Raw genomic sequence first — 24,066 nt, forward strand, 5'->3', positions numbered from 1 at the left:
CGGATGCCCCGCTCGAACCGGCGGCGTCCGGTGGGCCCCGACGAATCGTTCGACCGCCTGCTGAGCGGCTGGAAGCGCACGGAGACGCGGCGCGGGGCCGAGTGGACCGTCCAGCCCCTCGGTGCCCCGCAGGCACGCAAGGAGTACCGGTGCCCGGGATGCGGTCGCACGATCGCGGTCGGGGTCGCGCACCTCGTGGTATGGCGTGCGGACGGGGTCCTCGGCGACGCCGCCGACCTCGCATCGCGCCGTCACTGGCACCGGGCCTGCTGGAACGTGGCCTGAAGCCTCAGAGCTCGTTCTGCCGGGGGATGAGCACCTGCCGGTAGATGATCAGGATGCTCGCGGCGACCGGAATCGCGATGAGGGCGCCGAGCAGGCCGAGCAGGGAGCCGCCCGCGAGGGCGGCGATGACGACGACGGCGCCCGGGACCGAGACGGCGCGGCTCATGATGCGCGGCGAGACGAAGTACGCCTCGACCTGCATGTAGACGAGGTACCAGATGAGGGCGACCAGGGCCGTCAGCGGCGAGGCCAGTCCGAGGCAGGCGAGCACGATGATCGCCGAGCCGGTGAGCGTTCCGACGAGCGGGATCAGGGAGAAGAAGAAGGCGATGACGGCCAGCACGGCGGGGAAGGGGGCGCCGATGATCGAGAGGAAGATCGCGCTGAGGATGCCGTTGATCACGCCGAGCGTGACCTGGCCCATGACGTAATAGCCGACGGATGCCGAGATCTGCTCGGCCAGGTCGATGAACCGTTCCCGCTTGGAGGCGGGGACCATCTGGTAGATCGACCGCTTCAGCGAGCGCATCGAGGCGGTGAAGTAGATGGTGAGGATCGTCACGATGATCGCGCCGGTGGCGAAGGCCACGAGGCCGGCGCCCAGGGACAGGAGCCCGGTCCCGATCCCCGTGCCGATGTCGGCGAGGTCGAGGGAGGTCCACCAGTCGTTGACATAGTCGAGCACCACGTCCACCTCCAGCAGCGGGAACGTCTCCGACAGCCAGTCGCGGCCCGCGTTGACGGGGTTCCACTGGCCGTCGACGGCGCTCTCCACGAGCTTCTGGATGCGGAGCACGAGCTCGGCGATCTGTCCGGTCAGGATCGGCACCACCATGAGGACGAGCCCGGTACCGGCCGCGAGCAGGGCGACGAAGGTGAGGACGAGTGCACTCCAGCGCGGCATCCCGCGCCGTTCCAGCCAGGTCACCACGGGGTCGAGGCCGAGCGCGAGGAACAGCGCGGTGCCGACGTACAGCAGCACGGTGGAGAGGGTCTGGACGCCCGTGATGATGAGGATGCCGACCCCGACGCCGAGGGTGGCGATGAGTGCGGTGCGGAACGCGTGCTGGATCTTCACGGAAAACCTTCCAAGGGGGCCTGCGGTTCACCCTAGCCACCCGCAGGGGCAGAACCCGTCAGTGCCGCGCTCCCACGCGATTGCCAGATCCTTTCGCTAGGCTGGAACGTCGATTGGTCGCCCGCCGAGGCGATTCCGGCTGGAGAGAGGGTGTCGATTCGTGCGTTTCGTGTGGGCGATTGTGGCATTCGTGCTCGCGACCGTGATGATCGGCGCGGGCATCGCCCAGCGCACCATCCTGCAGGCACCGACGACCGAGACCGCCGCCGTCGAGGTGGGAGGCTCCGCGCCCTACATCCTCGTGGACGGTGACGTTTTCGCCAGCCGTGCCGGCTCGCAGACGCTTCGGGTCGAGGGGGACGGGCCGGTGTTCGCCGCGTACGCCCGGACGACCGATCTCACCGCCTGGCTCGCCCCGACCGACTACACCGCGGTGACGCTGGGAGATGAGGGCGCCCTCGCGACGACCGAGGTCCCGGCCGCCGCGATCCCGGAGGACGACGCGTCGCCCACCGCCGACCCCGCGGGGTCCGACCTCTGGCTCGACGAGTTCCAGCAGGAGGGCAGCCTGGCGACGCCGTTGAGCCTCCCGGCCGACATGAGCGTCCTGATCGCCTCCGACGGCACCGCGCCGGCACCGGCATCCATCAGCGTCACCTGGCCGACGGGGGCCACGACACCCTGGGCCGGTCCGCTCATCGCCGCCGGTGGCGTCATGCTCCTCGCCGGCGTCGTGCTGTACTTCCTCGCCTTCCGCCACGCCCGCCGCTCTCGCGGCCCCCGCCGCAAGGGCCTCCCCATGCCGGTGACCGAGCCCATCGAGCTTCCCGGCCGGGACAAGAAGGGCGTCATCTCCGCCAGTCCGCGGCGCCGCCAGCTCACCGGCGGTCGGAAGTCGCTCCTCGCGGCTCCGGCGCTGATCGTGTCCGCCGCCCTGCTGTCGGGCTGCGCACCGGACGCGTGGCCGGATCTCGAGCCCACCGGGACCCCGACGCCGACCGAGACGGTCATCGTCCCCGAGGGTCAGGGCGCGCCGGCGGTCACCGAGACCCAGGCTGAGCGTATCCTGACCCGCATCGCGGAGGAGGTCGCCGCTGCCGACGAAGCCGCGGACGCGAAGGCGGCGGGAGCCCGGCTCACCGGCCCCGCGCTCACCGAGCGCAAGACGAACTACCGCCTCCAGAAGGAGATCGACGCGCAGGAGCCCCTCGCGCCGATCCCGTCCGGGCCCATCACGGCTCTGCTCCCGCAGGCGCAGGACGCCTGGCCGCGCATGTTCCTCGCCGTCGTCGAGGACACCGACGGCTCGGCGACGGTGATGACCGTGACGCAGGAGGACGCGTGGGCCGATTACAAGCTCAGCTACCTCTCCAACCTGCGGGCCGACGCGAGCATGAACCTCGCCGCGTCCTACGTCGGAGCGGTTGCGGTGGAGCCGCCGTCCCCGTTCCTCGTCATGCCGCCCGAGCAGATCGCCGCCGCCTATGCCGACGTCCTCAACAAGGGCGACGAGAGCGAGTTCGCCGCGGTGTTCGACGAGGAGACCGACCCGTTCCGCGTGCAGATCGAGGAGAACCGGGCGACGCTGCTGAAGAACTTCAACAAGACGGGCGAGGACACCGGGAAGGTGGCCTTCAAGGCCTCCGCCGGCGGGACCGAGCCCCTGTCGCTGGCGACGCTCGACAGCGGCGCCATCGTCGCGGTGACGGTCGTCGAGAACGAATCGGTCGTTCCCACCAACGACGATGCGGTCATCAAGCTCGGCAAGAACGAGGTCGTGAAGGCGCTGACCGGCGTCACCCAGTCCGCGACCGGCTTCACGACGCGCTACGCCGACCAGCTGTACTTCCTGGTCCCCGCTCAGGGATCGAACGAGAAGATCCAGCTCATCGCGTCCCGTTCCAACATCCTCGATGCCAAGGTGGTTGATAAAGAGTGAGCACGCCCGCTCCCGGTGCCGTCATGCGCGGTGCCATCGATCTGTCGTCCCTCCGTTCCCGCCCGGATGCCGCCGCCCCGGCGGGCCCCGGCACCCCCGCCGCCGGGGGAGCGTCGGCGCCGCGCCTGGTCTTCGACGCGACGGACGCCGACTTCGGTCAGGTCCTCGAGCTGTCGAAGACCGTCCCGGTGGTCGTGGACCTCTGGGCCGAGTGGTGCGGCCCGTGCAAGCAGCTGAGCCCGGTCCTCGAGAAGCTCATCGCCGAGTTCGCCGGCCGGCTCGTGCTCGCCAAGGTGGACGTCGACGCCAACCCGCAGCTGGCGCAGAGCTTCCGCGCGCAGTCGATCCCGCTCGTCGTCGCCCTGGTCGCCGGTCAGCCCGTCCAGCTCTTCACCGGCGCCGTTCCCGAGCAGCAGGTGCGAGAAGTCTTCCACCAGCTCCTCGAGCTCGCGGCGAACCACGGCGTGACCGGGACCGTCCCGCAGGGTGACGCGCCGTCGGATGCGGCCGAGCCCGCGCTCCCGCCGCTGCACCAGGAGGCGTTCGACGCCATCGAGCGCGGTGACTACGACGCCGCGGCGGTCGCCTACGAGAAAGCCCTCGCGGAGAATCCTCGCGACGAGGACGCGCGCGCCGGCTTCGGGCAGGTGCGCCTGCTCGCGCGGGTCCAGCACCTCGACCTCGCCGCCGCACGCGCCGCGGCCGCCGCGGCCCCGACCGATGTGACGGCTCAGTTCGACGTCGCTGACCTCGACCTCGCGGGCGGCCATGTGGAGGACGCGTTCGACCGCCTCCTCGACCTCTTCGCCGCGCTGCCGAGCGCCGACCGGGCCCCGGTGCGGGAGCGTCTGCTCGAACAGTTCGGCATCGTGGGCGACGGCGACCCGCGCGTCATCCGCGCGCGCGGCCGGCTGGCCAGCCTCCTCTTCTGAGACCGGCGGCGTCGTCGCATCCGATCAGTCGGCTGCGGCGACGCCACCCTTGCTCAGTCGGCGTCGTGGCGCAGCCACAGCACGCCGAGCGGAGGAAGGATCACCCGCGCGTTGCCGTGCGCGTCCGTCGTCACTCCGCCGAGATTGCCGACGCCCGATCCGCCGAACTCCTCGGCGTCGCTGTTGAGGATCTCGACCCACGCCCCGGTGCCGGGAAGCGTGATGTCGAGGTCTGCGATCGGCGCTCCGGAGAAGTTGCAGAGCACGGCCACGGTGCCGCCGCTGTCGTCCTGCCGGGCGAATCCGAGGACGTTCGCATTCGGGGAGTGCGGGAACACGCGCGAGAAGGCGGCGCCGTCGGTGTCCCGCTGCCAGAGCGCTGCTTCGGCGCGGTAGCTGCGGTTGAGCTCGGCCACGAAATGCTGCAGCTGGGCGTGAGCGGGCTGATCGAGCATCCACCAGTCCAGTCCGCGGGATTCCGACCACTCGGACATCTGGCCGAACTCCTGGCCCATGAACAGCAGCTGCTTACCCGGGTGGCCCCACATGTAGGCCAGGAACGCGCGCATGTTGGCGAGCTGCTGCCAGTGGTCGCCCGGCATCCGCGTGAACAGCGACCCCTTCCCGTGCACGACCTCGTCGTGGCTGATCGGGAGGACGAAGTTCTCGCTGAAGGCGTAGACGAACGAGAACGACAGCTCGCCCTCGTGGTGCGCCCGGTACAGCGGGTCACGGCCGATGTACACGAGGGAGTCGTTCATCCACCCCATGTTCCATTTGAAGCCGAACCCGAGACCGCCTTGGCTCGTGGGCGCGGTCACGCCCGGGAAGCTGGTGGATTCCTCGGCGATCATCGCGACGCCGGGGTGGCGCTTGTAGGCGGTCGCGTTGACCTCCTGCAGGAAGCGGATGGCCTCGAGGTTCTCGCGGCCGCCATGGATGTTCGGCTCCCACTGCCCCTCTTCGCGGGAGTAGTCCAGATAGAGCATGGAGGCCACCGCGTCCACGCGCAGTCCGTCGACATGGAACTCCTCGAACCAGTACAGCGCGTTGGCGACGAGGAAGTTGCGGACCTCGTTGCGGCCGTAGTCGAAGATCAGCGTGCCCCAGTCGCGGTGCTCGCCGCGTCGCGGGTCGGGGTGCTCGTACAGCGGCACGCCGTCGAAGCGCGCGAGCGCGAACTCGTCCTTCGGGAAGTGACCCGGCACCCAGTCCATGATCACGCCGATGCCGGCCTGGTGGAGCCGGTCGATGAGGTAGCGCAGTTCGTCCGGGGTGCCGAAGCGGCTGGTCGGCGCGTAGTAGCCGCTGACCTGGTAGCCCCAGGAGCCGCCGAAGGGGTGCTCCGCGAGCGGCATGAACTCGACGTGCGTGAATCCCTGCGCCGTCACGTAGTCCGCCAGCTCGTCGGCCGCCGCGGTGTAGCCGAGACCAGGGCGCCACGATCCGAGGTGGACCTCGTACGTCGACATCGCGCTGTCGTGGGGCGAGCGGGCGGCTCTCGCCGACATCCAGTCGTCGTCCTGCCAGGTGTACTCGGTGTCGGTGACGACGGATGCCGTGGCGGGCGGGACCTCGGCGCGACGCGCCATCGGGTCCGCCTTCATGATCCAGTGCCCGGCGGCGGTCAGGATCTCGAACTTGTAGGCCGAGCCGACCCCGATGCCGGGCACGAAGAGCTCCCAGATCCCGCTCGATCCGAGCGAGCGCATGGCGTGCTGCGTGCCGTCCCAGCCGTTGAGGTCGCCGACGACCCGGACGGCGCGCGCGTTCGGCGCCCACACGGCGAAGGACACGCCGCTGACACCGTCGTAGTGCCGCACGTGCGCGCCGAGTACCCGCCAGAGCTGCTCGTGCCGGCCCTCTCGGATGAGGTGGAGGTCGACCTCGCCGAGGGTGGGGAGATGCCGGTACGGGTCGTCGACGCGATAGTCGGGTGAGCCCTCGTACGTCGCCACGAGGTCGTATGCCGTCGGCTGCGCCGTCGAGGTCCCCTCCCACACGCCCTGACGGACATGCGACATCTCGACGCGGGAGCCGTCGCTCAGCACGGCGGTCACGGACTGCGCGAACGGGCGGCGCGCCCGGATCACCCACCCGCCGTCCTGCTCGTGCGGGCCGAGGACGTCGTGGGGAGCGTGATAGGCACCGGCGGCTACGGCGTCGAGGATCGCGTCGTCGGGACGGGTCATGAGGTCACCTTCACAGAGAGGATGTGGACGGGTTCGATGAACGCGTCGAGCCGGACGAAGTTGTGCTCGTTCCACGTCCAGTGGGCTCCGGTCAGGAGATCCTCGACCTCGTAGTCGTGACCGCGAGGAAGCCCCCAGATCTCGGAGTCGATGTGGACCGTCGTCTCCCGGGCCGAGTGCGGATCGACGTTGGCCACGACGATGATCGTGTCGGCGACGCCGGTGGGGGACAGGGCGGCAGGCAGGTGCTTGACGTACGCGAGGACGGCGTCGTCCTCGCTCCACTGCGTGGTGTAGCCGCGCAGCTGGCGCACGGCGGGATGGGCCCGTCGGATCTCGTTCAGCCGTCGGAGGTACGGCGCGAGGGAGTCGCCGGCGGCCTCGGCGCCGGCCCAGTCGCGGAGCTTGTACTCGTACTTCTCGTTGTCGATGTTCTCCTCGGAGCCCGGCCGCGCGACGTTCTCGAAGAGCTCGTACCCGGCGTACACGCCGTAGCTGCCGCCGGCCGTCGCCGCGAGCGCGGCACGGACTTTGTACGCGGGACGCCCGCCGAACTGCAGGTACTCGGTCAGGATGTCGGGGGTGTTCACGAAGAGGTTGGGACGCATGAAGTCCGCGGTCTCGGACGAGATCGCCTCGAAGAACTCCTCGAGCTCCTCCTTCGTGTTCCGCCAGGTGAAGTACGAGTAGCTCTGCTGGAACCCGGCCTGCGCCAGCGCCTGCATCGGTGCGGGGCGGGTGAACGCCTCGGCGAGGAAGACCACGTCGGGGTTCTCCGCGTTGACGGTGCGGATGAGCCACTCCCAGAACTGGAGCGGCTTCGTGTGCGGGTTGTCGACGCGGAAGATCGTGACGCCCTGGGCGATCCAGTGGCGCACGATGCGCAGCACTTCGGCGCGGATGCCCTCGGGGTCGTTGTCGAAGTTGACCGGGTAGATGTCCTGGTACTTCTTCGGCGGGTTCTCGGCGTAGGCGATGGAGCCGTCGGGCAGCGTCGTGAACCACTCCGGGTGGGAGCTGACCCAGGGGTGGTCGGGCGCCGCCTGGAGGGCGAGGTCCAGAGCGACCTCGAGTCCGGCATCGGATGCCGCCCGGACGAAGGTGCGGAAGTCCTCGAGCGTCCCGAGGTCGGGGTGGACGGTGTCGTGCCCGCCGGCCGCGGATCCGATGGCCCACGGCGAACCGGGGTCGCCGGGGGACGTCGTGAGCGTGTTGTTCGGACCCTTCCGGTTCACCTCGCCGATGGGGTGGATGGGCGGCAGGTAGATCACGTCGAACCCCATGTCGGCGACGGCCGGCAGCCGCTCGGCGGCGGTGCGGAACGTCCCGCTCCGCACCGTGCCGTCGGGGAGGCGCTCTGCGCCCTCGGACCGGGGGAAGAACTCGTACCAGGCGCCGACCCCTGCTCGCTCGCGCTCCACGAGCAGCGTGTGCTCCTCGTGCACCGAGACGAGCGATGCGACGGGCCGGTCGGCGAAGGCCCGGGCGATGTTCGGGTCCCGCACGATGATGAGCGCCGAGTCGTCGGTGACGGCGGCATCCCGCAGCGCGCGTGCCCCGGCGGTGAGGACGGATTTCTCGGGCGCCGGGCGAGCCCGCTCGGACGCCGCCCGCTCGAAGAGCTCGGCGCCCATCTCGCGCATGAGGACCGGGTCGACGCCGGCCGCGATCTTCAGCTCTGCGGCGTGCCGCCAGGTGGCGTAGTCGTCCGCGAACGTCTCGAACCGGAACCGCCACACTCCCTGTTCGAGGGGGACGACGCTGACGGACCAGCGGTCGAAGCCGTCGTTCAAGGGCGCGAGCCGGTGGAGGGTCGTGGTGCCGGACGGAGCCGTCAGCCGCACGTGCACACCGATGCGGTCATGGCCCTCGCGGAAGGCGGTCACCGTGAACGGCACCGCCTCGCCCACGTGCGCCGACGGGGCGTAGCGGCCGGTCGGCACACTCGGCCGATGCGAGGTCACGGGGATGCGGGCGGCACGCGTCGCGGCATCCTTTCGCGAGGACTTCGCCTGCCGGAGCGGGATCTCGGCGAGGCTTCGGACGGATGCGGAGACAGTCGTGGTGGCCACGTCTCGAACCTACCGGGGTCACCGGGGGACCGGAACCGGATCGGATCACTCCGCGCGGAAGAGCCGCATTGCTGTATCATCCAGCCGCACGACGTCGCCGGGCGCGTGCACCTCGCCGGTCGAGACGGGCCGCTCGTCGCTGCTCGACCAGAGCGACACGTAACGAGTGACGCCCGCCAGGTGTGGCAGGGTCACGTCGATGGCCGACTCGCGTCCGTGCACGACGAGGAGGATCCGGTTGGGTTCCTCGTTCTCCGGGGTGGAACGAGCGTCGTACTGGAGCGTGCGATGCGACGGGTCCGTCCACCGTTCGATGGACATCGTCTCGCCGTTCTCGTCGTACCAGCCGATGACGGACGCGCCGGGCACCGCACGGTCCTCGTGGTCGAAGCGCTCCGGGCGCAGCGCCGGGTTCTCCCGACGCAGCCGGGTGAGATGCGCGACGTGCGCCGCGAGATCGTGCTGCCACGCGCCGTGCTCCCAGCTGAGCCAGGTGAGGGCGGAGTCATGACAGTAGGCGTTGTTGTTGCCGCGCTGCGTGCGTCCGAACTCGTCGCCGGCGGTCAGCATCGGCACCCCCGCCGACAGCAGCAGCGTCCCGAGGAGGTTCCGCATCGCCTTGCGGCGGACCGCGAGCACGGCTGCGTCGTCGGTGTGCCCTTCCGCGCCGTGGTTGAAGGAGCGGTTCGTGTCGGCGCCGTCGCGGCCGTTCTCGCCGTTTCCGAGGTTGTGCTTGACGTCGTACGAGACCAGATCGCGCAGCGTGAAGCCGTCGTGCGCCGTCACGAAGTTGATGCTCGCCAGGGGACCGCGATCGGCGCTGAACGTGTTCGCCGATCCGGCCAGCCGCGTCGCGAAGCCGCCGATCCCCACGGGGGTCGTCTCGGCTCGGCGGGCGTAGTCGATGTCGCTGAGCCAGAAGTTCCGCACCCGATCGCGGTAGCGGTCGTTCCACTCGCTCCAGCCGCCGCCGAAGTTGCCCGTCTGCCAGCCGCCCATCCCGACGTCCCAGGGCTCGGCGATCTTCTTGACGTCGGCGAGCTGGGGGTCCGTCGCGATGGCACGGAGCAGCGGATGGTCCGGTGTGTACACGTGCGCGGCGTCGCGCCCGAGCGTCGGGGCGAGGTCGAAGCGGAACCCGTCGATCTGCACCTCGCGCGCCCAGTACCTGAGCGAGTCGAGGACCAGGCGCGATGCCGCCGGGGTTGAGGTGTCGAGCGCGTTGCCGCAGCCGGTGACGTCGATGTACGTGCCGTCGTCGGTCTGCCGGTAGTAGGAGCGGTTGTCGATCCCGCGGAGACTCGATCGCGGCTCGCCGAAGCCCTGCTCGGAGGTGTGGTTGTACACGACGTCGAGGAAGACCTCGATGCCGGCCTCGTGCAAAAGTCGCACCATGCCCTTGACCTCGCGGAGCACCGCGTCGGGGCCCTCGGCGCGCGCGGCCGCCGTCGCGTACGGCGCGTGCGGCGCGAAGAATCCGACCGTGTTGTAACCCCAGTAGTTGCCGAGGCCGAGGTGCAGGAGCCGGGGCTCGCTCGTGAAGGCATGCACCGGCAGCAGCTCGAGCGCCGTGATCCCGAGCCGGTGGTAGTGCTCGATCATCGCCGGGTGGGCGAGTCCCGCGTACGTCCCGTGGAGTGCCGCGGGGACCTTCGGATGCCGCTTGGTGAGCCCCTTGACGTGGGCCTCGTAGATGACGGTCCGATCCATGGGGGTGGCGGGCTTGCCGACGCCGCCCCAGTCGAACGAGGTGTCGACCACGGCGCTCCGCCAGGATGCGAGCCCCGGTTCGACCAGGCCGCGCGCGTACGGGTCGATGAGCAGGGTGGCCGGGTTGAAGGCCATGCCGGCCCCGTGCGGCCCGTCGACGCGGACCGCGTACCGGGCGCCGGGTCGCAGCGACGGCGTCGTGACCTCCCAGACCCCGCCCCCGACCGGACGAAGCGGCAGCACCTCCACGATCCAGTCCAGATCGCCGCCGTCGAACAGGACGACCTCCAGCGCGGTCGCGTGCGCCGACCAGACGCGCAGAGTCCCGCCGCCGTCGTGGAGGCGGACGCCGAGATCGTCGAGGTCGGGGGAGCGGAGGTCGTACGGGCTCTCGAGCGTCGTGCCGGCCAGCGCGGAATCCATGCGTCCTAGAGTAGTGAGGTCAGGATCACCGGCTCGCACCGGGATCATCACCGGAACAGGGGACGCGGCATGTCGGTCTATCTCGACCACGCCGCCTCGACGCCGCTGCGGCCGCAGGCCCGTGACGCGTGGCTCGCGGCATCCGAGCTCGTCGGCAACGCGTCCTCGGTCCACGGCGCCGGCCAGGACCTGCGCCGCCTGCTCGAGGAGTCCCGCGAGCGCGTCGCCGCGATCCTCGGCTGCGATCCGATCGAGGTGGTGCTCACCTCGGGTGGAACCGAGTCGATCAATCTCGCCCTGCAGGGGCTGTGGTGGGCGCGTGCTCACGGCCGCTCGGCGATCGTCCTCCCGGAGGGCGAGCACCACGCGACCCTCGACACCGTCGAATGGCTCGTGCGGGCTCACGGCGCCGACGTGCGTCCGGTCGCGCTCGATCCGGTGGGCGCCGTCGTCCCGGCCCGCTTCGCCGAGGCGCTGCCGGATGCCGCCCTCGCGACCGCGCTGGTGGCCAACAACGAGGTCGGCAGCGTCTCCCCGGTGGCGGCGATCGCCGAGGAGGCTGCCGCCGCCGACGTGCCGCTCCACCTCGACGCGGTCGGCGCCATCGGCCACCTCCCGCTCGACTTCGCCGCGCTGCGGGGCACGCACCGCACACCGAGCGGGCTCGTGGCGCTGAGCATGTCCGGCCACAAGGTGGGCGCGCCCGTCGGCACGGGGGCGCTGGTCGTGTCCCGGCACGCCCGCCTGGAACCGCTGCTGCACGGCGGCGGGCAGCAGCGCGGCCTCCGCTCGGGCACGCAGGACGTCGCGGGCGCCGCGGCCCTCGCTGTCGCGCTGGAGCTCACCGCCGCGGAACGGGCGAGTGAGGCCTCACGGCTGCGCGCCCTGGCGGATCGCCTGCGCAGCGGCATCCGCGACATCGTCCCCGGCGCCCGGTTCCTCGGCGCGACCGAGGAACGGCTGCCCGGTCACATCCATGTGCTGTTCCCGGACGCGCTGGGGGAGACGCTGCTGTTCCTGCTCGACCGGGCCGGCGTGCACGTCTCGACGGGATCGGCCTGTCAGGCCGGCGTGGCCGAGCCCTCCCACGTCGTGCGCGCGCTGGGCTTCACCGACCGCGACGCCCGGTCGGTGCTCCGCATCACCCTCGGGCGCTCCTCGACGGCGACGGACGTCGACGCCCTCCTCGCGGCGCTGCCCGAGGCGTACGGCCGAGCCGCGGCGTCCCGCGCCCGGGGAGCTGCGCACTCGTAGACTGGGACGATGCGAGTTCTGGCGGCGATGAGCGGTGGTGTGGACTCCGCGGTGGCTGCCGCACGTGCAGTCGATGCGGGGCACGACGTCGTCGGTGTCCACCTCGCGCTCTCGCGCGCCGGCGGAACCCTGCGCACCGGGAGCCGCGGCTGCTGCACCATCGAGGACGCGATGGACGCCCGTCGCGCCGCCGACCTGCTCGGCATCCCGTTCTACGTCTGGGACTTCTCGGAGCGGTTCCGCGACGACGTCATCGACGACTTCGTCAGCGAGTACCGCGCCGGGCGCACGCCGAACCCGTGCATGCGCTGCAACGAGAAGATCAAGTTCGCCGCCCTGCTGGAGCGCGCGCTCGAGCTGGGTTTCGACGCGGTCTGCACCGGCCACTATGCGACGCTCGTGGACGGCGCAGACGGCCGCGAACTGCACCGGGCCTCGGACGAGGCGAAGGACCAGTCCTACGTCCTCGGCGTGCTCACCGGTGAGCAGCTGGCCCACACGTACTTCCCGCTCGGGACGACGCCCTCCAAGGCGGTCGTCCGCGCCGAAGCGGCCGAGCGCGGTCTGACCGTCGCGCAGAAGCCGGACAGCCACGACATCTGCTTCATCCCCGACGGCGACACCCGCGGGTGGCTCGCGGAGAAGGTCGGCGCCGAGCAGGGACAGATCCTCGATCGCGACGGCGCCGTCGTCGGCACGCATGAGGGCGCCCACGCGTTCACCGTCGGTCAGCGGCGCGGTCTGCAGCTCGGCGTCCCCGCCGCCGACGGCAAGCCCCGCTTCGTGCTCGAGGTGCGCCCGGTGAACAACACCGTGATCGTCGGCCCCAAGGAGGCGCTCGCCACCGCCGAGATCGCCGGGTCGAGGTTCACGTGGGCGGGCCGCGCCCCGGAACGCACGGCGTTCGACTGCCATGTCCAGATCCGCGCCCACGCCGAGCCGGTTCCCGCGCGCGCCTCCCTCACCGCCGGTGAGATCGCCGTCGTGCCGACGTCGCCGTTCGACGGCGTCGCACCGGGGCAGACGGCCGTGCTGTACGACGGCACCCGGGTGATCGGCCAGTTCACCGTCGACCGCACCGTGTCGACGGTCCCCGTCAGCGCCTGACCCGCCGGGCGGCGTGCACCTCGGCGAGCGCCGCGGTGAGGTCGGTGCGCCGGAAGACGAAACCGGCTGCCTCGAGCCGGCCCGGGAGCACCCACCGGCTCTTCAGCAGCAGCTCCGGCTCGGTGCGCAGCGCCCACATCGCCGCCTCCAGCATCCAGCGGCGGGACGGGATGCCGAGGGGCGCGCCGACGACCTGGCGGAGCGTTCGCATCAGGGTGCGGTTGTCGGTCGGGGTGGGGCCGGAGACGTTCACGACCCCGTCGATGTCATCGCGGGCGATCAGGAATCGGACGGCCGCCACCACGTCGTCGATGTGGACCCAGCTGAACCGCTGTCGCCCACCGGTGCGGTAGGACGGCGGGGTATCACCCGTGGGATGCGAGCCGATGCCGCGGTAGCGGCGGTGGCGCGGCACCCAGCCGTCGAACTGCGGACCCGCGAGGCCCAGCCGGGCCAGTGTCAGCAGCATGCGTGTGGCAGGTCCGTTCCCGACCACGATCGCCATCCGCAGCGCCACCCGCCGCGTGCCCGGCAGCTCGCCCGCGAACAGGGCGGCCTCCCACTCGCGCGCGACATCGACCGAGAACCCGGTTCCCCGTTCCCCGTTCGCCTCGGTGTGCGGACGATCCGTCGCGTGCCGGTAGATCGTCGCGGTGGACGCGTTCAGCCAGACCCGTGGCGGCGCGTCCGCTCGCCGCACGGCCGCCGCGAGCGCGCGCGTGGTCTCGACACGCGACGCGAGGATCTCGTCGCGGTTCCGGTCGGTGTACCGGCAGTCGACGGACTTCCCGGCCAGGTTCACGAGCACCTCGGCACCGTCGACGGCCGCGTCCACGGCGCTCTGGTCGCCCCACCGGACGGCCTCGGCGCGTCCGATCCGGAGCACCTCGAAGCCGTCCGCGGCGAGAGCCTCCGTGATCGCGGTCCCGATGAAACCGGCGGCACCGGCGACGACGGCGCGAGGCGCGGGAGGGGTCATGGGTCCGACGCTAGTAGATTCCGAGCATGACGCCGACCGGAGACGCACCGTCACCCTCGGAGGACGGGAGCACCCCGGCATCCGTCTACCAGCGCGCGCCTGGGGGAGGCCTTTCACGGGCTGAACGTCGAGCTGCGACGCTACTTCGGGCCCGTTCCGGAGGGATGCGTCGGCGTCGGCGAGGGCGTGTACGGTGTGGCCGGGTCTCGGCTTGGGCGGTGGGCGGGACCGGCGCTCGCCTGGTCGGCGCGTCGCGGGGTGCTGTTCCCCGAATCCGGTCGCGACGTCCCGTTCGTGGTCGAGAACACGCCCGACCCGAGCGGCGCGCTCCGCGGCGCGCGGTGGTTCGCCTTCCCCGGCGTGACGCGCGTCATGATCGACGAGGGATCGTTCACCTACCGCATCGTGAGCGCGGACGGTAGCGGCCTCCCGGTGTCCGCGGCCGTCCCTAGACTCTCCTCGTGGCTGACGGAGAACGGACCGACCCGACACTCGCCGACGCGCGCGCCGAAGCGGAGCGCCTGACCGAGCAGATCCAGAGCGCGCGCGAGGCGTACTACGGCGGCGACGTCGGACTCGTGGACGACGGCACCTACGACGGCTGGATGCACCGGCTCGAGGAGCTGGAGCGTCTCCATCCGGAGCTGCGCGGCCAGGACTCCCCGACGCAGACGGTCGGTGCGGCCGACGCGTCGATGCTCTCTCCCGTCGAGCACGCCGAACGGATGCTCAGCCTCGACAACGTCTTCTCACCCGACGAGCTGCGCGAGTGGTGCGCGAAGGCGCAGGCGTCGGCCGGACGCGCGGTGCGGTGGCTCACCGAGCTGAAGATCGACGGCCTCGCCATCTCGCTGCGGTATGAGCGCGGCGTGCTCACCTCCGCCGCGACCCGCGGCGACGGACGCGTCGGCGAGGACGTCACGGTCAACGCCCTCCGCGTCGCCGGCATCCCCGAACGCCTGTCCGGTGAAGGCCATCCCGCGCTCGTCGAGGTGCGCGGCGAGGTCTTCATCCCCGTCGCCGCCTTCGAGGAGCTCAACGCCCTGCAGGCGCGGCTGCGGGAACGCGTGATGACGGATGCCGCGGCCCGCCCCCGCTTCGACGAGGAGAAGGCGCAGAAGAGCGCCGCACGGCGTTTCCCCGCTTTCGCCAACCCGCGCAACGCCGCGAGCGGCGGCCTGCGGCAGCAGCTCGACAAGAAGTCCGGCCTCGAGCTCGAGGCGGGCCGGGCTCGCCTGGCGTCCCTGCGGATGTACGTGCACGGGATCGGCGCGTGGCCCGACCCTCCCGTCGCCAGCCAGAGCGAGGTGTACGACCTGCTCGAGGGCTGGGGCCTGCCGGTGAGCCCGTATCCGCGCACGTTCGACGACATCGACGACGTCCTGGCCTTCGTCGCCGGGTACGGCGAGAAGCGGCACTCGGTGGCCCACGAGCTCGACGGCATCGTCGTGAAGGTCGACGAGCTCGCGCTGCACGACGAGCTCGGCACCACCAGCCGGGCGCCGCGGTGGGCGATCGCCTACAAGTACCCGCCGGAAGAGGTCCAGACGAGACTGCTCGACATCATCGTCTCGGTCGGCCGGACCGGCCGCGCGACGCCCTATGCGCAGATGGAGCCCGCGCACGTCGCCGGCAGCGTCGTGCGCCAGGCGACGCTGCACAACCAGGGCGTCGTCAAGGCGAAGGGCGTCCTCATCGGCGACATGATCATGCTCCGCAAGGCGGGGGACGTGATCCCGGAGGTCCTCGGTCCGGTGTCGGAGCTCCGGGATGGGTCCGAGCGGGCGTTCGTCATGCCCACGCAGTGCCCCGAGTGCGGCGCGACCCTCGCTCCGGCGAAAGAAGGGGACATCGACCTGCGCTGTCCGAACACCCGCGGCTGCCCCGCCCAGGTGCGCGGTCGGGTCGAGCACATCGGCTCTCGCGGCGCCCTCGACATCGAGGCGCTCGGCGAGGTGACCGCCGCGGCGCTGACGCAGCCGATGCCCCCGCAGCACGCGGCGCTCGAGACCGAGGCCGGTCTGTTCGACCTGACCGTCGACCAGCTCGTCCCCATCGAGGTCCTCGTCCGCGACAGCGAGACCGGCGAGCCCCGCATCGACGAGCAGACCGGCGAGCCGGTCCGGCGCGCTCCGTTCCGGCGCAACCCGAGCGCGGCCGAGAAGAAGGCCGGACTCACCGGTCCCCAGCCCTCCGCGCAGGCGCTCACCCTGGCGGACGAGCTCGAGAAGGCGAAGACCAAGGAGCTGTGGCGGTTCCTGGTGGCACTGAACATCCGGCACGTCGGACCGGTCGCCGCTCGCGCCCTGGCGCAGTGGTTCGGCTCACTCGACGCGATCCGGACCGCGACGCGCGACGAGCTCGCGGCGGTGGAGGGTGTCGGCGGGATCATCGCGGACGCGCTGATCGACTGGTTCCAGGTCGACTGGCATGTCGAGATCGTCGAGCGGTGGACGGCTGCAGGAGCCCGGCTCGCCACACCGGGTCACCCGGGGCCGGGCGCCGCCGTCGCCGCCGGGGGAGTGCTCGAGGGCGTCACCGTCGTCGCAACCGGGTCGCTCGAGGGATACTCCCGCGAGGGCGCCCAAGAGGCGATCATGGCCGCGGGAGGCAAGGCGGCCTCCAGCGTGTCGAAGAAGACGGACTTCGTCGCCGCCGGCCCCGGCGCCGGCTCGAAGCTCGCGAAGGCCGAAGCGCTCGGCATCCGCATCATCGACGCGGCGCAGTTCGCGATCCTCGTCGAGCGGGGACCGGCGGCGCTGGACTGACGAGATCAGCCCGCGGGATCCGAGGCGAGCAGGCGCTCGCGCACCTGCCGACGCTGGACCTTGCCGATGAGGGACACCGGCAGCCGGTCGACGGCCACGATGCGACGGGGCACCTTGTACGGCGTGAGCAGACCGCGCAGGAACGCTCGGATGTCGTCGACGTCGAGGGCTGCGACGCCGTCGGCGGGGACGACCGCGGCGACCACCTCCTCGCCGCTCGCGGCATGCGGCAGACCGACGACCGCCGCATCGGCGACCTGCGGGTGGCGCCGCAGCGCCTCCTCCACCTCGGTGGGGGCGACGTTGAAGCCGCCCGTGATGATCAGCTCCTTGATCCGGTCCACGACGCTCACGAAACCGTCCGCGTCGATCGTCACGATGTCGCCGGTTCGGAACCAGCCGTCTGCGAAGACGGCATCCGTCTCCTCGGGGCGTCCGACGTAGCCGGAGAAGACCTGCGGTCCGCGCACGAGCAGCTCACCGCGTTCGCCGACACGCGCGTCCGCCGCCGGATCGTCGGGATCGGCGACGCGCGCCTCGGTGCCCGGCAGCGGCAGCCCCACGGTCCCGGCCCTGCGGCGTTCCGTCGGCGGATTCACCATCAGCACGGGCGAGCACTCGCTGAGGCCGTACCCCTCGACGAGGTGACCGCCGGTCGCGGCCTCGAAGCGATCGACCACGTCCGGGGAGAGGGCCATGGCCCCCGACACGGCGATGTCGATCCCCGCGAGGGATGCCCCGCGCTCCGCGGCGCGGACCAGCAGTCGCTCGGCGATCGGGGGGACGAGCGGGAGAACCGTGGGCGGCCGCTTCCGGATCGCATCGATCGTCATGTCCGCATCGAATCGGGGGAAGAGGACCAGGCGGGCGGCCACCGCCATCGCGAATGTCAGGCACAGCGTCAGGCCGTACGCGTGGAACATCGGCAGGACGGCGTAGAACACGCAGCCGTCACCGCGTCGCGCGGTGGGCAGGAACGACGCGCTCTGCCGCGCGTTCGCCAGGAGGTTGCCGTGCGTGAGCATCGCACCCTTCGGCGTCCCGGTGGTCCCGGACGTGTACTGCAGAACGGCGAGGTCGGTCGTGGCCGGGCGCGGATGGGAGGCGGGAAGCGGCGCGCTGCCGACGACCCGCTCCCACCTCGTCGTGCCCGACACCGGCGAGGTGAGCGCCTCGCGCGCGGCGCGCGCCTTCGCCACCGGAAGGCGCAGCGCCAGCCGTGTTCCCCGCGGCATCCCGCGCGGCACGTCGACCGACACGATCACCGCGACGCCGAGCTCGGCGGCGAAGTCCTGGACGGTGCCGACCACCTTGTTCCACACGATCGCGTGCGCGGCGCCGTGGTCGGCGAACTGCTTCCTCAGCTCCCCGGGCGTGTAGAGCGGGTTGTGCTCGACGACGACCGCCCCCAGACGCAGGACGGCGTAGAACGCGGCGATGTGCTGCGGGCAGTTCGGCAGCACGAGCGCGACCCGGTCGCCGGCGCGCACCCCGAGGGCCGCCAGGCCGGCGGCCGCCCGGTCGATCTGCGAGACGAGCTCGCGATACGTCGTCTCGCGGCCGAAGAACTCGAGGGCGACGGCATCCGGATAGTCGCGCGCGGACTCCGTCACGATGTCGACGAGCGAGCCGGCGATCGGACCCAGGTCCTCGGGCGTGCCGTCCGGGTAGGACGATGTCCAGGGCCGGGGAGGGTCGAAGGGTGCGCTCACCGGGCCCAGCCTACGTGGGCCGAACGGGAAGCCACCGGCTCGCATCTAGACTGTCGGGGTGTCTGAAATCACCCCCGATCTCGTCCGCCACCTCGGCGTGCTCGCCCGGATCCAGCTGAGCGACCAGGAGGTCGAGCGCCTCACCGGAGAGCTCGACGCCATCGTCGACAACATCGCCAAGGTCTCGGAGGTCGCGACCCCCGAGGTCGCCGCGACGAGCCATCCGATCCCGCTGCGGAACGTCTTCCGGCCCGATGTCCCCGGCGACATGCTGACGGTCGACCAGGTGCTGCAGAACGCTCCGGATGCCGCCGACGGGCGCTTCCGGGTGACCGCGATCCTGGGAGAAGAGCAGTGAGCGACCTGACCCGACTGACCGCCGCGGACCTCGCCGCCAAGCTCCGCTCCGGTGAGGTCTCGAGTGTCGAGGCCACGCAGGCGCACCTCGACCGCATCGCCGCCGTCGACGGCGCGGTGCACGCGTTCCTGCACGTGAGCGATTCCGCCCTCGACGTCGCCGCGGACATCGACCGCCGACGTTCGGCGGGCGAGGAGCTGGGCGAGCTCGCCGGTGTGCCGCTGGCGATCAAGGACGTCCTCGTGACCACCGACATGCCCTCCACCAGCGGCTCGCGGATCCTCGAGGGATACATGTCGCCGTACGACGCGACCGTCGTCGCGCGCTCGCGTGCGGCGGGCCTCGTCCCGCTGGGTAAGACCAACATGGACGAGTTCGCCATGGGATCCTCGACCGAGCACTCAGCCTACGGCCCCACGCGCAACCCCTGGGACCTGGACCGCATCCCCGGCGGATCGGGCGGTGGCTCCGCGGCCGCCGTCGCCGCCTTCGAGGCGCCCCTCGCCCTCGGATCCGACACGGGCGGCTCGATCCGCCAGCCGGCTCACGTCACCGGCACCGTCGGCATGAAGCCGACCTACGGCGGCGTCAGCCGCTACGGGGCGATCGCGCTCGCCTCCAGCCTCGATCAGGTCGGTCCCGTCACGCGTACCGTGCTCGACTCGGCGCTGCTCCACGACGTCATCGGCGGTCACGACCCGCACGACGCGACGTCCCTGACGGAGGCGTGGCCGTCCTTCGCCGCCGTCGCCCGGGAGGGCGCCACCGGCGACGTGCTGCGCGGGCTGAAGGTCGGCGTCATCCGTGAGCTCGACGACACCGGCTTCCAGGCCGGCGTCTCGGCATCCTTCCGCGCGTCGCTCGCCGCCATGGCGGCGGCCGGTGCGGAGATCGTCGAGATCAGCGCGCCTCACTTCGAGTACGGCGTCGCCGCGTACTACCTCATCCTCCCGGCGGAGGCGTCCAGCAACCTGGCGAAGTTCGACTCGGTGCGCTTCGGCATGCGCGTCGACGTCCCCGGCGGCACCGTCGAGGACGTCATGGCCGCCACGCGCGACGCCGGCTTCGGCGACGAGGTCAAGCGCCGCATCATCCTGGGCACGTACGCGCTCTCCGCGGGCTACTACGACGCCTATTACGGCAGCGCGCAGAAGGTCCGCACGCTCATCCAGCGCGATTTCGACGAGGCGTTCGCGCAGGTCGACGTCATCGCCACCCCGTCGGCACCGACGACGGCCTTCCGCCTCGGCGAACAGCTGGACGACCCGCTGCAGATGTACCTGAACGACGTCACCACCATTCCCGCGAACCTCGCCGGCGTTCCGGGCATCTCGGTCCCCTCGGGGCTCGCGGACGAGGACGGCCTGCCCGTCGGCATCCAGTTCCTCGCGCCGGCGCGCGAGGACGCGCGGCTCTACCGCGTGGGCGCCGCACTGGAGACCCTGCTCGTGGACAGCTGGGGTGCGCCCCTGCTCGATCGTGCCCCGATCCTCGGAGGAGCCCGCTGATGGCCAAGGACGCACTGATGGACTTCGACAAGGCCCTGGAGCTGTTCGAGCCGGTGCTCGGGTTCGAGGTCCACGTCGAGCTGAACACCGAGACGAAGATGTTCTCGCCGGCGGGGAACCCCGCCCACCCGTCGAACCACGACGCGGCACCGAACACCCTCGTCGCGCCCGTGGACATGGGCCTTCCGGGCTCGCTTCCGGTCGTGAACGAGACCGCCGTCCGGTACTCGATCAGCCTGGGCCTCGCGCTCGGCTGCTCGATCGCGCCGTCGAGCCGGTTCGCGCGGAAGAACTACTTCTACCCCGACCTCGGCAAGAACTACCAGATCTCGCAGTACGACGAGCCGATCGCCTTCGAGGGCCGGGTCGAGATCGAGCTCGAGGGCGGCGACATCGTCGAGATCCCGATCGAGCGCGCCCACATGGAGGAGGACGCCGGCAAGCTCACCCACATGGGTGGCGCCACCGGCCGCATCCAGGGTGCCGAGTACTCCCTCGTCGACTACAACCGTGCCGGCGTGCCCCTCGTGGAGATCGTCACGAAGCCGATCTACGGCACCGAGCATCGCGCCCCCGAGGTCGCGAAGGCGTACGTCGCGACGATCCGCGACATCGTTCGGGGGCTCGGCATCTCGGAGGCGCGCATGGAGCGCGGGAACCTCCGGTGCGACGCGAACGTCTCGCTCCGCCCGCGCGGCCAGGAGAAGCTCGGCACCCGCACCGAGACCAAGAACGTGAACTCGATGCGGTCCGTCGAACGCGCCGTCCGCTACGAGATCCAGCGCCAGGCGGCCATCCTCGCGGGCGGCGGCACGATCATCCAGGAGACGCGGCACTGGCACGAGGACACCGGACGGACCTCGCCCGGTCGGCCGAAGTCGGATGCCGACGACTACCGGTACTTCCCCGAGCCCGATCTGCTGCCCGTGGAGCCCGCCGACGAGCTCATCGCACAGCTCCGCGCCGAGCTGCCCGAGGCGCCGGCCGTCTACCGTCGCCGTCTGAAGGCGGACTGGGGCTTCACCGACCTCGAGTTCCAGGACGTCGCCAACAGCGGGCTGCTGGCCGAGGTGGAGGCGACGATCGCTGCCGGTGCGAGTCCGGCATCGGCCCGCAAGTGGTGGACCGGAGAGATCAGCCGCATCGCGAACGCCCAGGGAGCCGAGCCCGCCGCGCTCGTCGAGCCGGCATCCGTCGCGGCGCTGCAGCAGCTCATCGACGCCGGCACACTCACCGACAAGCTCGCGCGTCAGGTGCTCGAAGGGGTCATCGCGGGCGAAGGCACGCCGCAGGAGGTCGTCGACGCCCGCGGGCTCGCCGTGGTCTCGGACGACGGAGCCCTCATCGCCGCGATCGACGACGCTCTCGCCGCGCAGCCCGACGTCCTGGCCAAGATCCAGGACGGAAAGGTACAGGCGGCCGGCGCGGTCATCGGCGCGGTCATGAAGGCCATGAAGGGTCAGGCGGACGCGGCACGCGTGCGCGAGCTGATCCTCGAGCGCGCCGGGGCCCAGTAGCCGCCGCCGTGTCGGCGGCATCGCCGAGAATGGATCCATGGGACGCGGGGACGGGACAGGACGCATCGTCTCGCCGGACGGCGCAGACGACACCGGCACCCGCATCCTGCACGTCGACATGGACGCCTTCTACGCGTCGGTCGAGGTGCTCGACGACCCCTCGCTGGCCGGCCGGCCGCTGATCGTCGGAGGGATGGAAGGCCGCGGGGTCGTCTCCAGCGCCTCGTACGAAGCCCGGCGGTTCGGCGTGCGTTCGGCGATGGCCGTCGGTCGCGCGCTGCAGCTCTGCCCGACGGCGGTGGTCGTGGTGCCGCACTTCGACCGGTACGCGGCGCTGTCAAAGCAGGTCATGTCGATCTTCCGCGACGTCACCCCGCTCGTCGAACCGCTGTCGATCGATGAGGCGTTCCTCGACGTCTCCGGCGCACGGCGGCTGTGGGGGAGTCCCGGGCACATCGCCCGGATGCTGCGCAGGCGGGTCCTCGACGAGACCGGCCTGACCTGCAGCATCGGCGTGGCCGCCACGAAGCATGTCGCCAAGATCGCCTCCACCGTCTCGAAGCCCGACGGCCTGCTGATCGTCAGCGGCCCCGAGACGGCCGCCTTCCTCGCCGCCCGCCCCGTCCGTGCGCTGTGGGGTATCGGGCCCAAAGCGGCCGAGGCGCTGGAGGGACGCGGCATCCGGTTCGTCGCCGACATCCTGCAGACGCCGCGTCCCGTCCTCGACCGTGCCCTGGGGCCGGCGATGGGCGCGCGGATCGCTCAGCTGGCACGCGGGGAGGACCCGCGCGAGGTCGAGACGGAGCGCGTGGAGAAGAGCGTCGGCCACGAGGAGACGTTCCTCGAGGACGTCGGCGACACGGGTGTGCTCCGCAGCGAGCTGCGACGGCTCGCCGACCGCGTCGCCTCGAGGCTCCGCGCCGGCGGGTGGGAGGCGCGCACGATCGCCGTGAAGCTGCGGTTCGCCGACTTCACCACCCTCTCCCGGTCGGTGAGCGTCCCCGAGCCGACCAATGTGGGGCAGCGCATCGGTGACGTCGCGATCGAGCTGTTCTCGAAGATCGACCTCGTGCAGCCGGTGCGACTCATCGGCGTGCGCGCCGAGAAGCTGACCGGCGACGGCCTGGGCGGACTCGCCCTGTGGGACGACGACGAGGACTGGCGGCGGGTCGATGCCGCGCTCGACGACGCCCGGTCCCGGTTCGGCGGCGGCGCGGTGCGCCGCGCGAGCACGCTCGGTCCGCGCCGGGACGTGAACGCTCTGCCGACCAATCCGAAGGCGCCCCGCGAAGACTGAGACCTGCGCCGGGGGACCGGACGCACTAGCGTGGACGCATGGCCAACCTCCCCCTCGAACTCGGTAAGCAGTTCGCCTCGCTGGGCGCGTCGAGCGTCTACGGCGAGCAGCAGGACGTCGACGGCATCCGCATCATCCCGGTCGCCCTCACCTGGTCGGGCTTCGGCGCCGGCGAGGACACCTCCGGCGGCGCCGGCGGCGGCGGCGGCGGCACCGCGATCCCGGTCGGCGCGTACGTGCGGAAGAACGACGACCTGCGCTTCGAGCCCAATCTCGTCGCCCTCCTGGCTGTCGGGATCCCGTTCGTCTGGGTCGCCGGTCGCGCGCTCAGTCGCGTCATCCGTGCCCTCAAGCGCTGACGCGGACGACCAGCTCAGTACGGCGCTGTCGAACGGCGTCGACCGTGTCCACGCCGCTGCGCGCGCCGTCGACACGAGACCCGTCGTCGTGCTCATCGACGGCCGGTCCGGGGCGGGCAAGACCACGTTCGCCCGGCGTCTCGCGGCTCGCTGGGAGGCCGGCGCCGACGTCGCCGTCCTGAAGCTCGACGACATCTACCCGGGGTGGGACGGTCTGCAGGCGGGAGCCGCCACCGCCGCCGAGGTGATCCGCGCCGTGCGCGGCGGAGCGGTGGGCCGATGGCGCGCCTGGGACTGGGACGGCGACACGGCGTCGGCACGACTGTGCGGGGTGGCTGCGAGGGACGTGCTGATCGTCGAGGGTGCGGGGCTCCTCACCGCGACATCCATCCCCCTCGCCGACGTCACCGTGTGGCTCGAGGCCCCGGAGCCGTCGCGACGTGCGCGCGCCCTGCACCGCGACGGGGACGCGTACCGGCCCCACTGGGAGCGCTGGTCCGCGCAGGAGTCGGAGCACCTCCGCCGAGACGACCCCCGCTCGCGCGCGGACATCGTGATCGACCTGCCCTGAGCGGG

At 71.5% G+C, this 24,066-nt stretch carries 19 protein-coding genes; 13 read left to right on the top strand and 6 right to left on the bottom strand.

Features of this window, described 5'->3' with window-relative positions; genetic code table 11:
* Nucleotides 1–3 precede the first annotated feature (3 nt).
* The gene (locus AB3M83_RS08230; RefSeq protein WP_412946889.1) at nt 4–285 is read left to right on the top strand and encodes a hypothetical protein; all 282 of its coding nucleotides are present in this window, start codon (nt 4–6) and stop codon (nt 283–285) included.
* Between the two features lie 4 nt (nt 286–289).
* Here AB3M83_RS08230 and AB3M83_RS08235 read toward each other — a convergent pair whose 3' ends face one another.
* A complete protein-coding gene (locus AB3M83_RS08235; protein WP_412946891.1) occupies nt 290–1,363 on the bottom strand; it encodes an AI-2E family transporter in 1,074 nt (357 codons plus the stop codon).
* 160 nt (nt 1,364–1,523) lie between these two features.
* Between AB3M83_RS08235 and AB3M83_RS08240 the strand changes: the two genes are divergently transcribed.
* Nucleotides 1,524–3,302: a DUF8094 domain-containing protein gene (locus AB3M83_RS08240; RefSeq protein ID WP_412946893.1), complete on the top strand. Its 1,779-nt coding sequence runs from the start codon at nt 1,524–1,526 to the stop codon at nt 3,300–3,302.
* The gene (locus AB3M83_RS08245) at nt 3,299–4,234 is read left to right on the top strand and encodes a tetratricopeptide repeat protein (protein ID WP_412946895.1); all 936 of its coding nucleotides are present in this window, start codon (nt 3,299–3,301) and stop codon (nt 4,232–4,234) included. Before AB3M83_RS08240 ends, AB3M83_RS08245 begins: the two co-directional genes overlap by 4 nt.
* A gap of 53 nt (nt 4,235–4,287) precedes the next feature.
* On the opposite strand, the gene glgB is transcribed toward AB3M83_RS08245, so the two are convergent.
* From glgB to glgX, 3 genes are read right to left on the bottom strand one after another with little or no spacing between them, the layout of a single operon-like run.
* Nucleotides 4,288–6,426: a 1,4-alpha-glucan branching protein GlgB gene (gene glgB / locus AB3M83_RS08250; protein ID WP_412946897.1), complete on the bottom strand. Its 2,139-nt coding sequence runs from the start codon at nt 6,424–6,426 to the stop codon at nt 4,288–4,290.
* Nucleotides 6,423–8,498: an alpha-1,4-glucan--maltose-1-phosphate maltosyltransferase gene (locus tag AB3M83_RS08255; protein ID WP_412946900.1), complete on the bottom strand. Its 2,076-nt coding sequence runs from the start codon at nt 8,496–8,498 to the stop codon at nt 6,423–6,425. Before AB3M83_RS08255 ends, glgB begins: the two co-directional genes overlap by 4 nt.
* Before the next feature lie 45 nt (nt 8,499–8,543).
* Nucleotides 8,544–10,631 (bottom strand): glycogen debranching protein GlgX, encoded by a 2,088-nt coding sequence (gene glgX / locus AB3M83_RS08260; RefSeq protein WP_412946903.1) that lies wholly within the window; start codon nt 10,629–10,631, stop codon nt 8,544–8,546.
* 69 nt (nt 10,632–10,700) lie between these two features.
* Here glgX and AB3M83_RS08265 point away from each other — a divergent pair, with 69 nt between their 5' ends.
* Nucleotides 10,701–11,885: a cysteine desulfurase family protein gene (locus AB3M83_RS08265; protein ID WP_412946906.1), complete on the top strand. Its 1,185-nt coding sequence runs from the start codon at nt 10,701–10,703 to the stop codon at nt 11,883–11,885.
* A 9-nt stretch (nt 11,886–11,894) separates the two neighbouring features.
* The gene (gene mnmA, locus AB3M83_RS08270; RefSeq protein WP_412946909.1) at nt 11,895–12,992 is read left to right on the top strand and encodes a tRNA 2-thiouridine(34) synthase MnmA; all 1,098 of its coding nucleotides are present in this window, start codon (nt 11,895–11,897) and stop codon (nt 12,990–12,992) included.
* On the opposite strand, the gene AB3M83_RS08275 is transcribed toward mnmA, so the two are convergent.
* The gene (locus tag AB3M83_RS08275) at nt 12,982–13,971 is read right to left on the bottom strand and encodes an epimerase (protein ID WP_412946912.1); all 990 of its coding nucleotides are present in this window, start codon (nt 13,969–13,971) and stop codon (nt 12,982–12,984) included. The genes mnmA and AB3M83_RS08275 overlap by 11 nt on opposite strands.
* A 132-nt stretch (nt 13,972–14,103) precedes the next feature.
* Between AB3M83_RS08275 and AB3M83_RS08280 the strand changes: the two genes are divergently transcribed.
* The gene (locus AB3M83_RS08280) at nt 14,104–14,496 is read left to right on the top strand and encodes a DUF4166 domain-containing protein (protein WP_412947853.1); all 393 of its coding nucleotides are present in this window, start codon (nt 14,104–14,106) and stop codon (nt 14,494–14,496) included.
* Nucleotides 14,433–16,739, top strand: a complete 2,307-nt coding sequence (ligA, locus tag AB3M83_RS08285; RefSeq protein WP_412946915.1) for an NAD-dependent DNA ligase LigA — start codon at nt 14,433–14,435, stop codon at nt 16,737–16,739. The genes AB3M83_RS08280 and ligA overlap by 64 nt, the downstream gene beginning before the upstream one ends.
* Before the next feature lie 5 nt (nt 16,740–16,744).
* Here the strand turns inward: ligA and AB3M83_RS08290 are convergent, their stop codons facing one another.
* Complete coding sequence (locus tag AB3M83_RS08290; RefSeq protein ID WP_412946918.1) at nt 16,745–18,496, bottom strand: long-chain-fatty-acid--CoA ligase; 1,752 nt, start codon at nt 18,494–18,496, stop codon at nt 16,745–16,747.
* A 13-nt stretch (nt 18,497–18,509) separates the two neighbouring features.
* On the opposite strand from AB3M83_RS08290, the gene gatC reads away from it, so the two are divergent.
* From gatC to AB3M83_RS08320, 6 genes are read left to right on the top strand one after another with little or no spacing between them, the layout of a single operon-like run.
* Nucleotides 18,510–18,809, top strand: a complete 300-nt coding sequence (gatC, locus tag AB3M83_RS08295) for an Asp-tRNA(Asn)/Glu-tRNA(Gln) amidotransferase subunit GatC (protein WP_412946921.1) — start codon at nt 18,510–18,512, stop codon at nt 18,807–18,809.
* Nucleotides 18,806–20,317: an Asp-tRNA(Asn)/Glu-tRNA(Gln) amidotransferase subunit GatA gene (gene gatA / locus AB3M83_RS08300; RefSeq protein WP_412946924.1), complete on the top strand. Its 1,512-nt coding sequence runs from the start codon at nt 18,806–18,808 to the stop codon at nt 20,315–20,317. The genes gatC and gatA overlap by 4 nt, the downstream gene beginning before the upstream one ends.
* A complete protein-coding gene (gene gatB, locus AB3M83_RS08305) occupies nt 20,317–21,834 on the top strand; it encodes an Asp-tRNA(Asn)/Glu-tRNA(Gln) amidotransferase subunit GatB (protein ID WP_412946926.1) in 1,518 nt (505 codons plus the stop codon). Before gatA ends, gatB begins: the two co-directional genes overlap by 1 nt.
* Nucleotides 21,835–21,871: 37 nt before the next feature.
* A complete protein-coding gene (gene dinB / locus AB3M83_RS08310; protein ID WP_412946929.1) occupies nt 21,872–23,131 on the top strand; it encodes a DNA polymerase IV in 1,260 nt (419 codons plus the stop codon).
* Nucleotides 23,132–23,169: 38 nt separating this feature from the next.
* Nucleotides 23,170–23,490 carry a hypothetical protein gene (locus AB3M83_RS08315; protein WP_412946932.1) on the top strand — a complete coding sequence of 107 codons (321 nt, stop codon included), beginning with the start codon at nt 23,170–23,172 and terminating at the stop codon, nt 23,488–23,490.
* The gene (locus tag AB3M83_RS08320) at nt 23,474–24,061 is read left to right on the top strand and encodes a zeta toxin family protein (RefSeq protein ID WP_412946935.1); all 588 of its coding nucleotides are present in this window, start codon (nt 23,474–23,476) and stop codon (nt 24,059–24,061) included. The genes AB3M83_RS08315 and AB3M83_RS08320 overlap by 17 nt, the downstream gene beginning before the upstream one ends.
* Nucleotides 24,062–24,066 lie beyond the last annotated feature (5 nt).

It is taken from the genome of Microbacterium pasadenense (assembly GCF_047246565.1).
Lineage (GTDB): Bacteria > Actinomycetota > Actinomycetes > Actinomycetales > Microbacteriaceae > Microbacterium.

Bases quoted from the DNA above. Each gene is read 5' to 3' on its own strand.
- AB3M83_RS08290 (WP_412946918.1), bottom strand. From the start codon at position 18,496: ATGCGAGCCGGTGGCTTCCCGTTCGGCCCACGTAGGCTGGGCCCGGTG.
- AB3M83_RS08315 (WP_412946932.1), top strand. From the start codon at position 23,170: ATGGCCAACCTCCCCCTCGAACTCGGTAAGCAGTTCGCCTCGCTGGGC.
- gatB (WP_412946926.1), top strand. From the start codon at position 20,317: ATGGCCAAGGACGCACTGATGGACTTCGACAAGGCCCTGGAGCTGTTC.
- AB3M83_RS08230 (WP_412946889.1), top strand. From the start codon at position 4: ATGCCCCGCTCGAACCGGCGGCGTCCGGTGGGCCCCGACGAATCGTTC.
- glgB (WP_412946897.1), bottom strand. From the start codon at position 6,426: ATGACCCGTCCCGACGACGCGATCCTCGACGCCGTAGCCGCCGGTGCC.
- dinB (WP_412946929.1), top strand. From the start codon at position 21,872: ATGGGACGCGGGGACGGGACAGGACGCATCGTCTCGCCGGACGGCGCA.
- AB3M83_RS08265 (WP_412946906.1), top strand. From the start codon at position 10,701: ATGTCGGTCTATCTCGACCACGCCGCCTCGACGCCGCTGCGGCCGCAG.
- mnmA (WP_412946909.1), top strand. From the start codon at position 11,895: ATGCGAGTTCTGGCGGCGATGAGCGGTGGTGTGGACTCCGCGGTGGCT.
- glgX (WP_412946903.1), bottom strand. From the start codon at position 10,631: ATGGATTCCGCGCTGGCCGGCACGACGCTCGAGAGCCCGTACGACCTC.
- AB3M83_RS08275 (WP_412946912.1), bottom strand. From the start codon at position 13,971: ATGACCCCTCCCGCGCCTCGCGCCGTCGTCGCCGGTGCCGCCGGTTTC.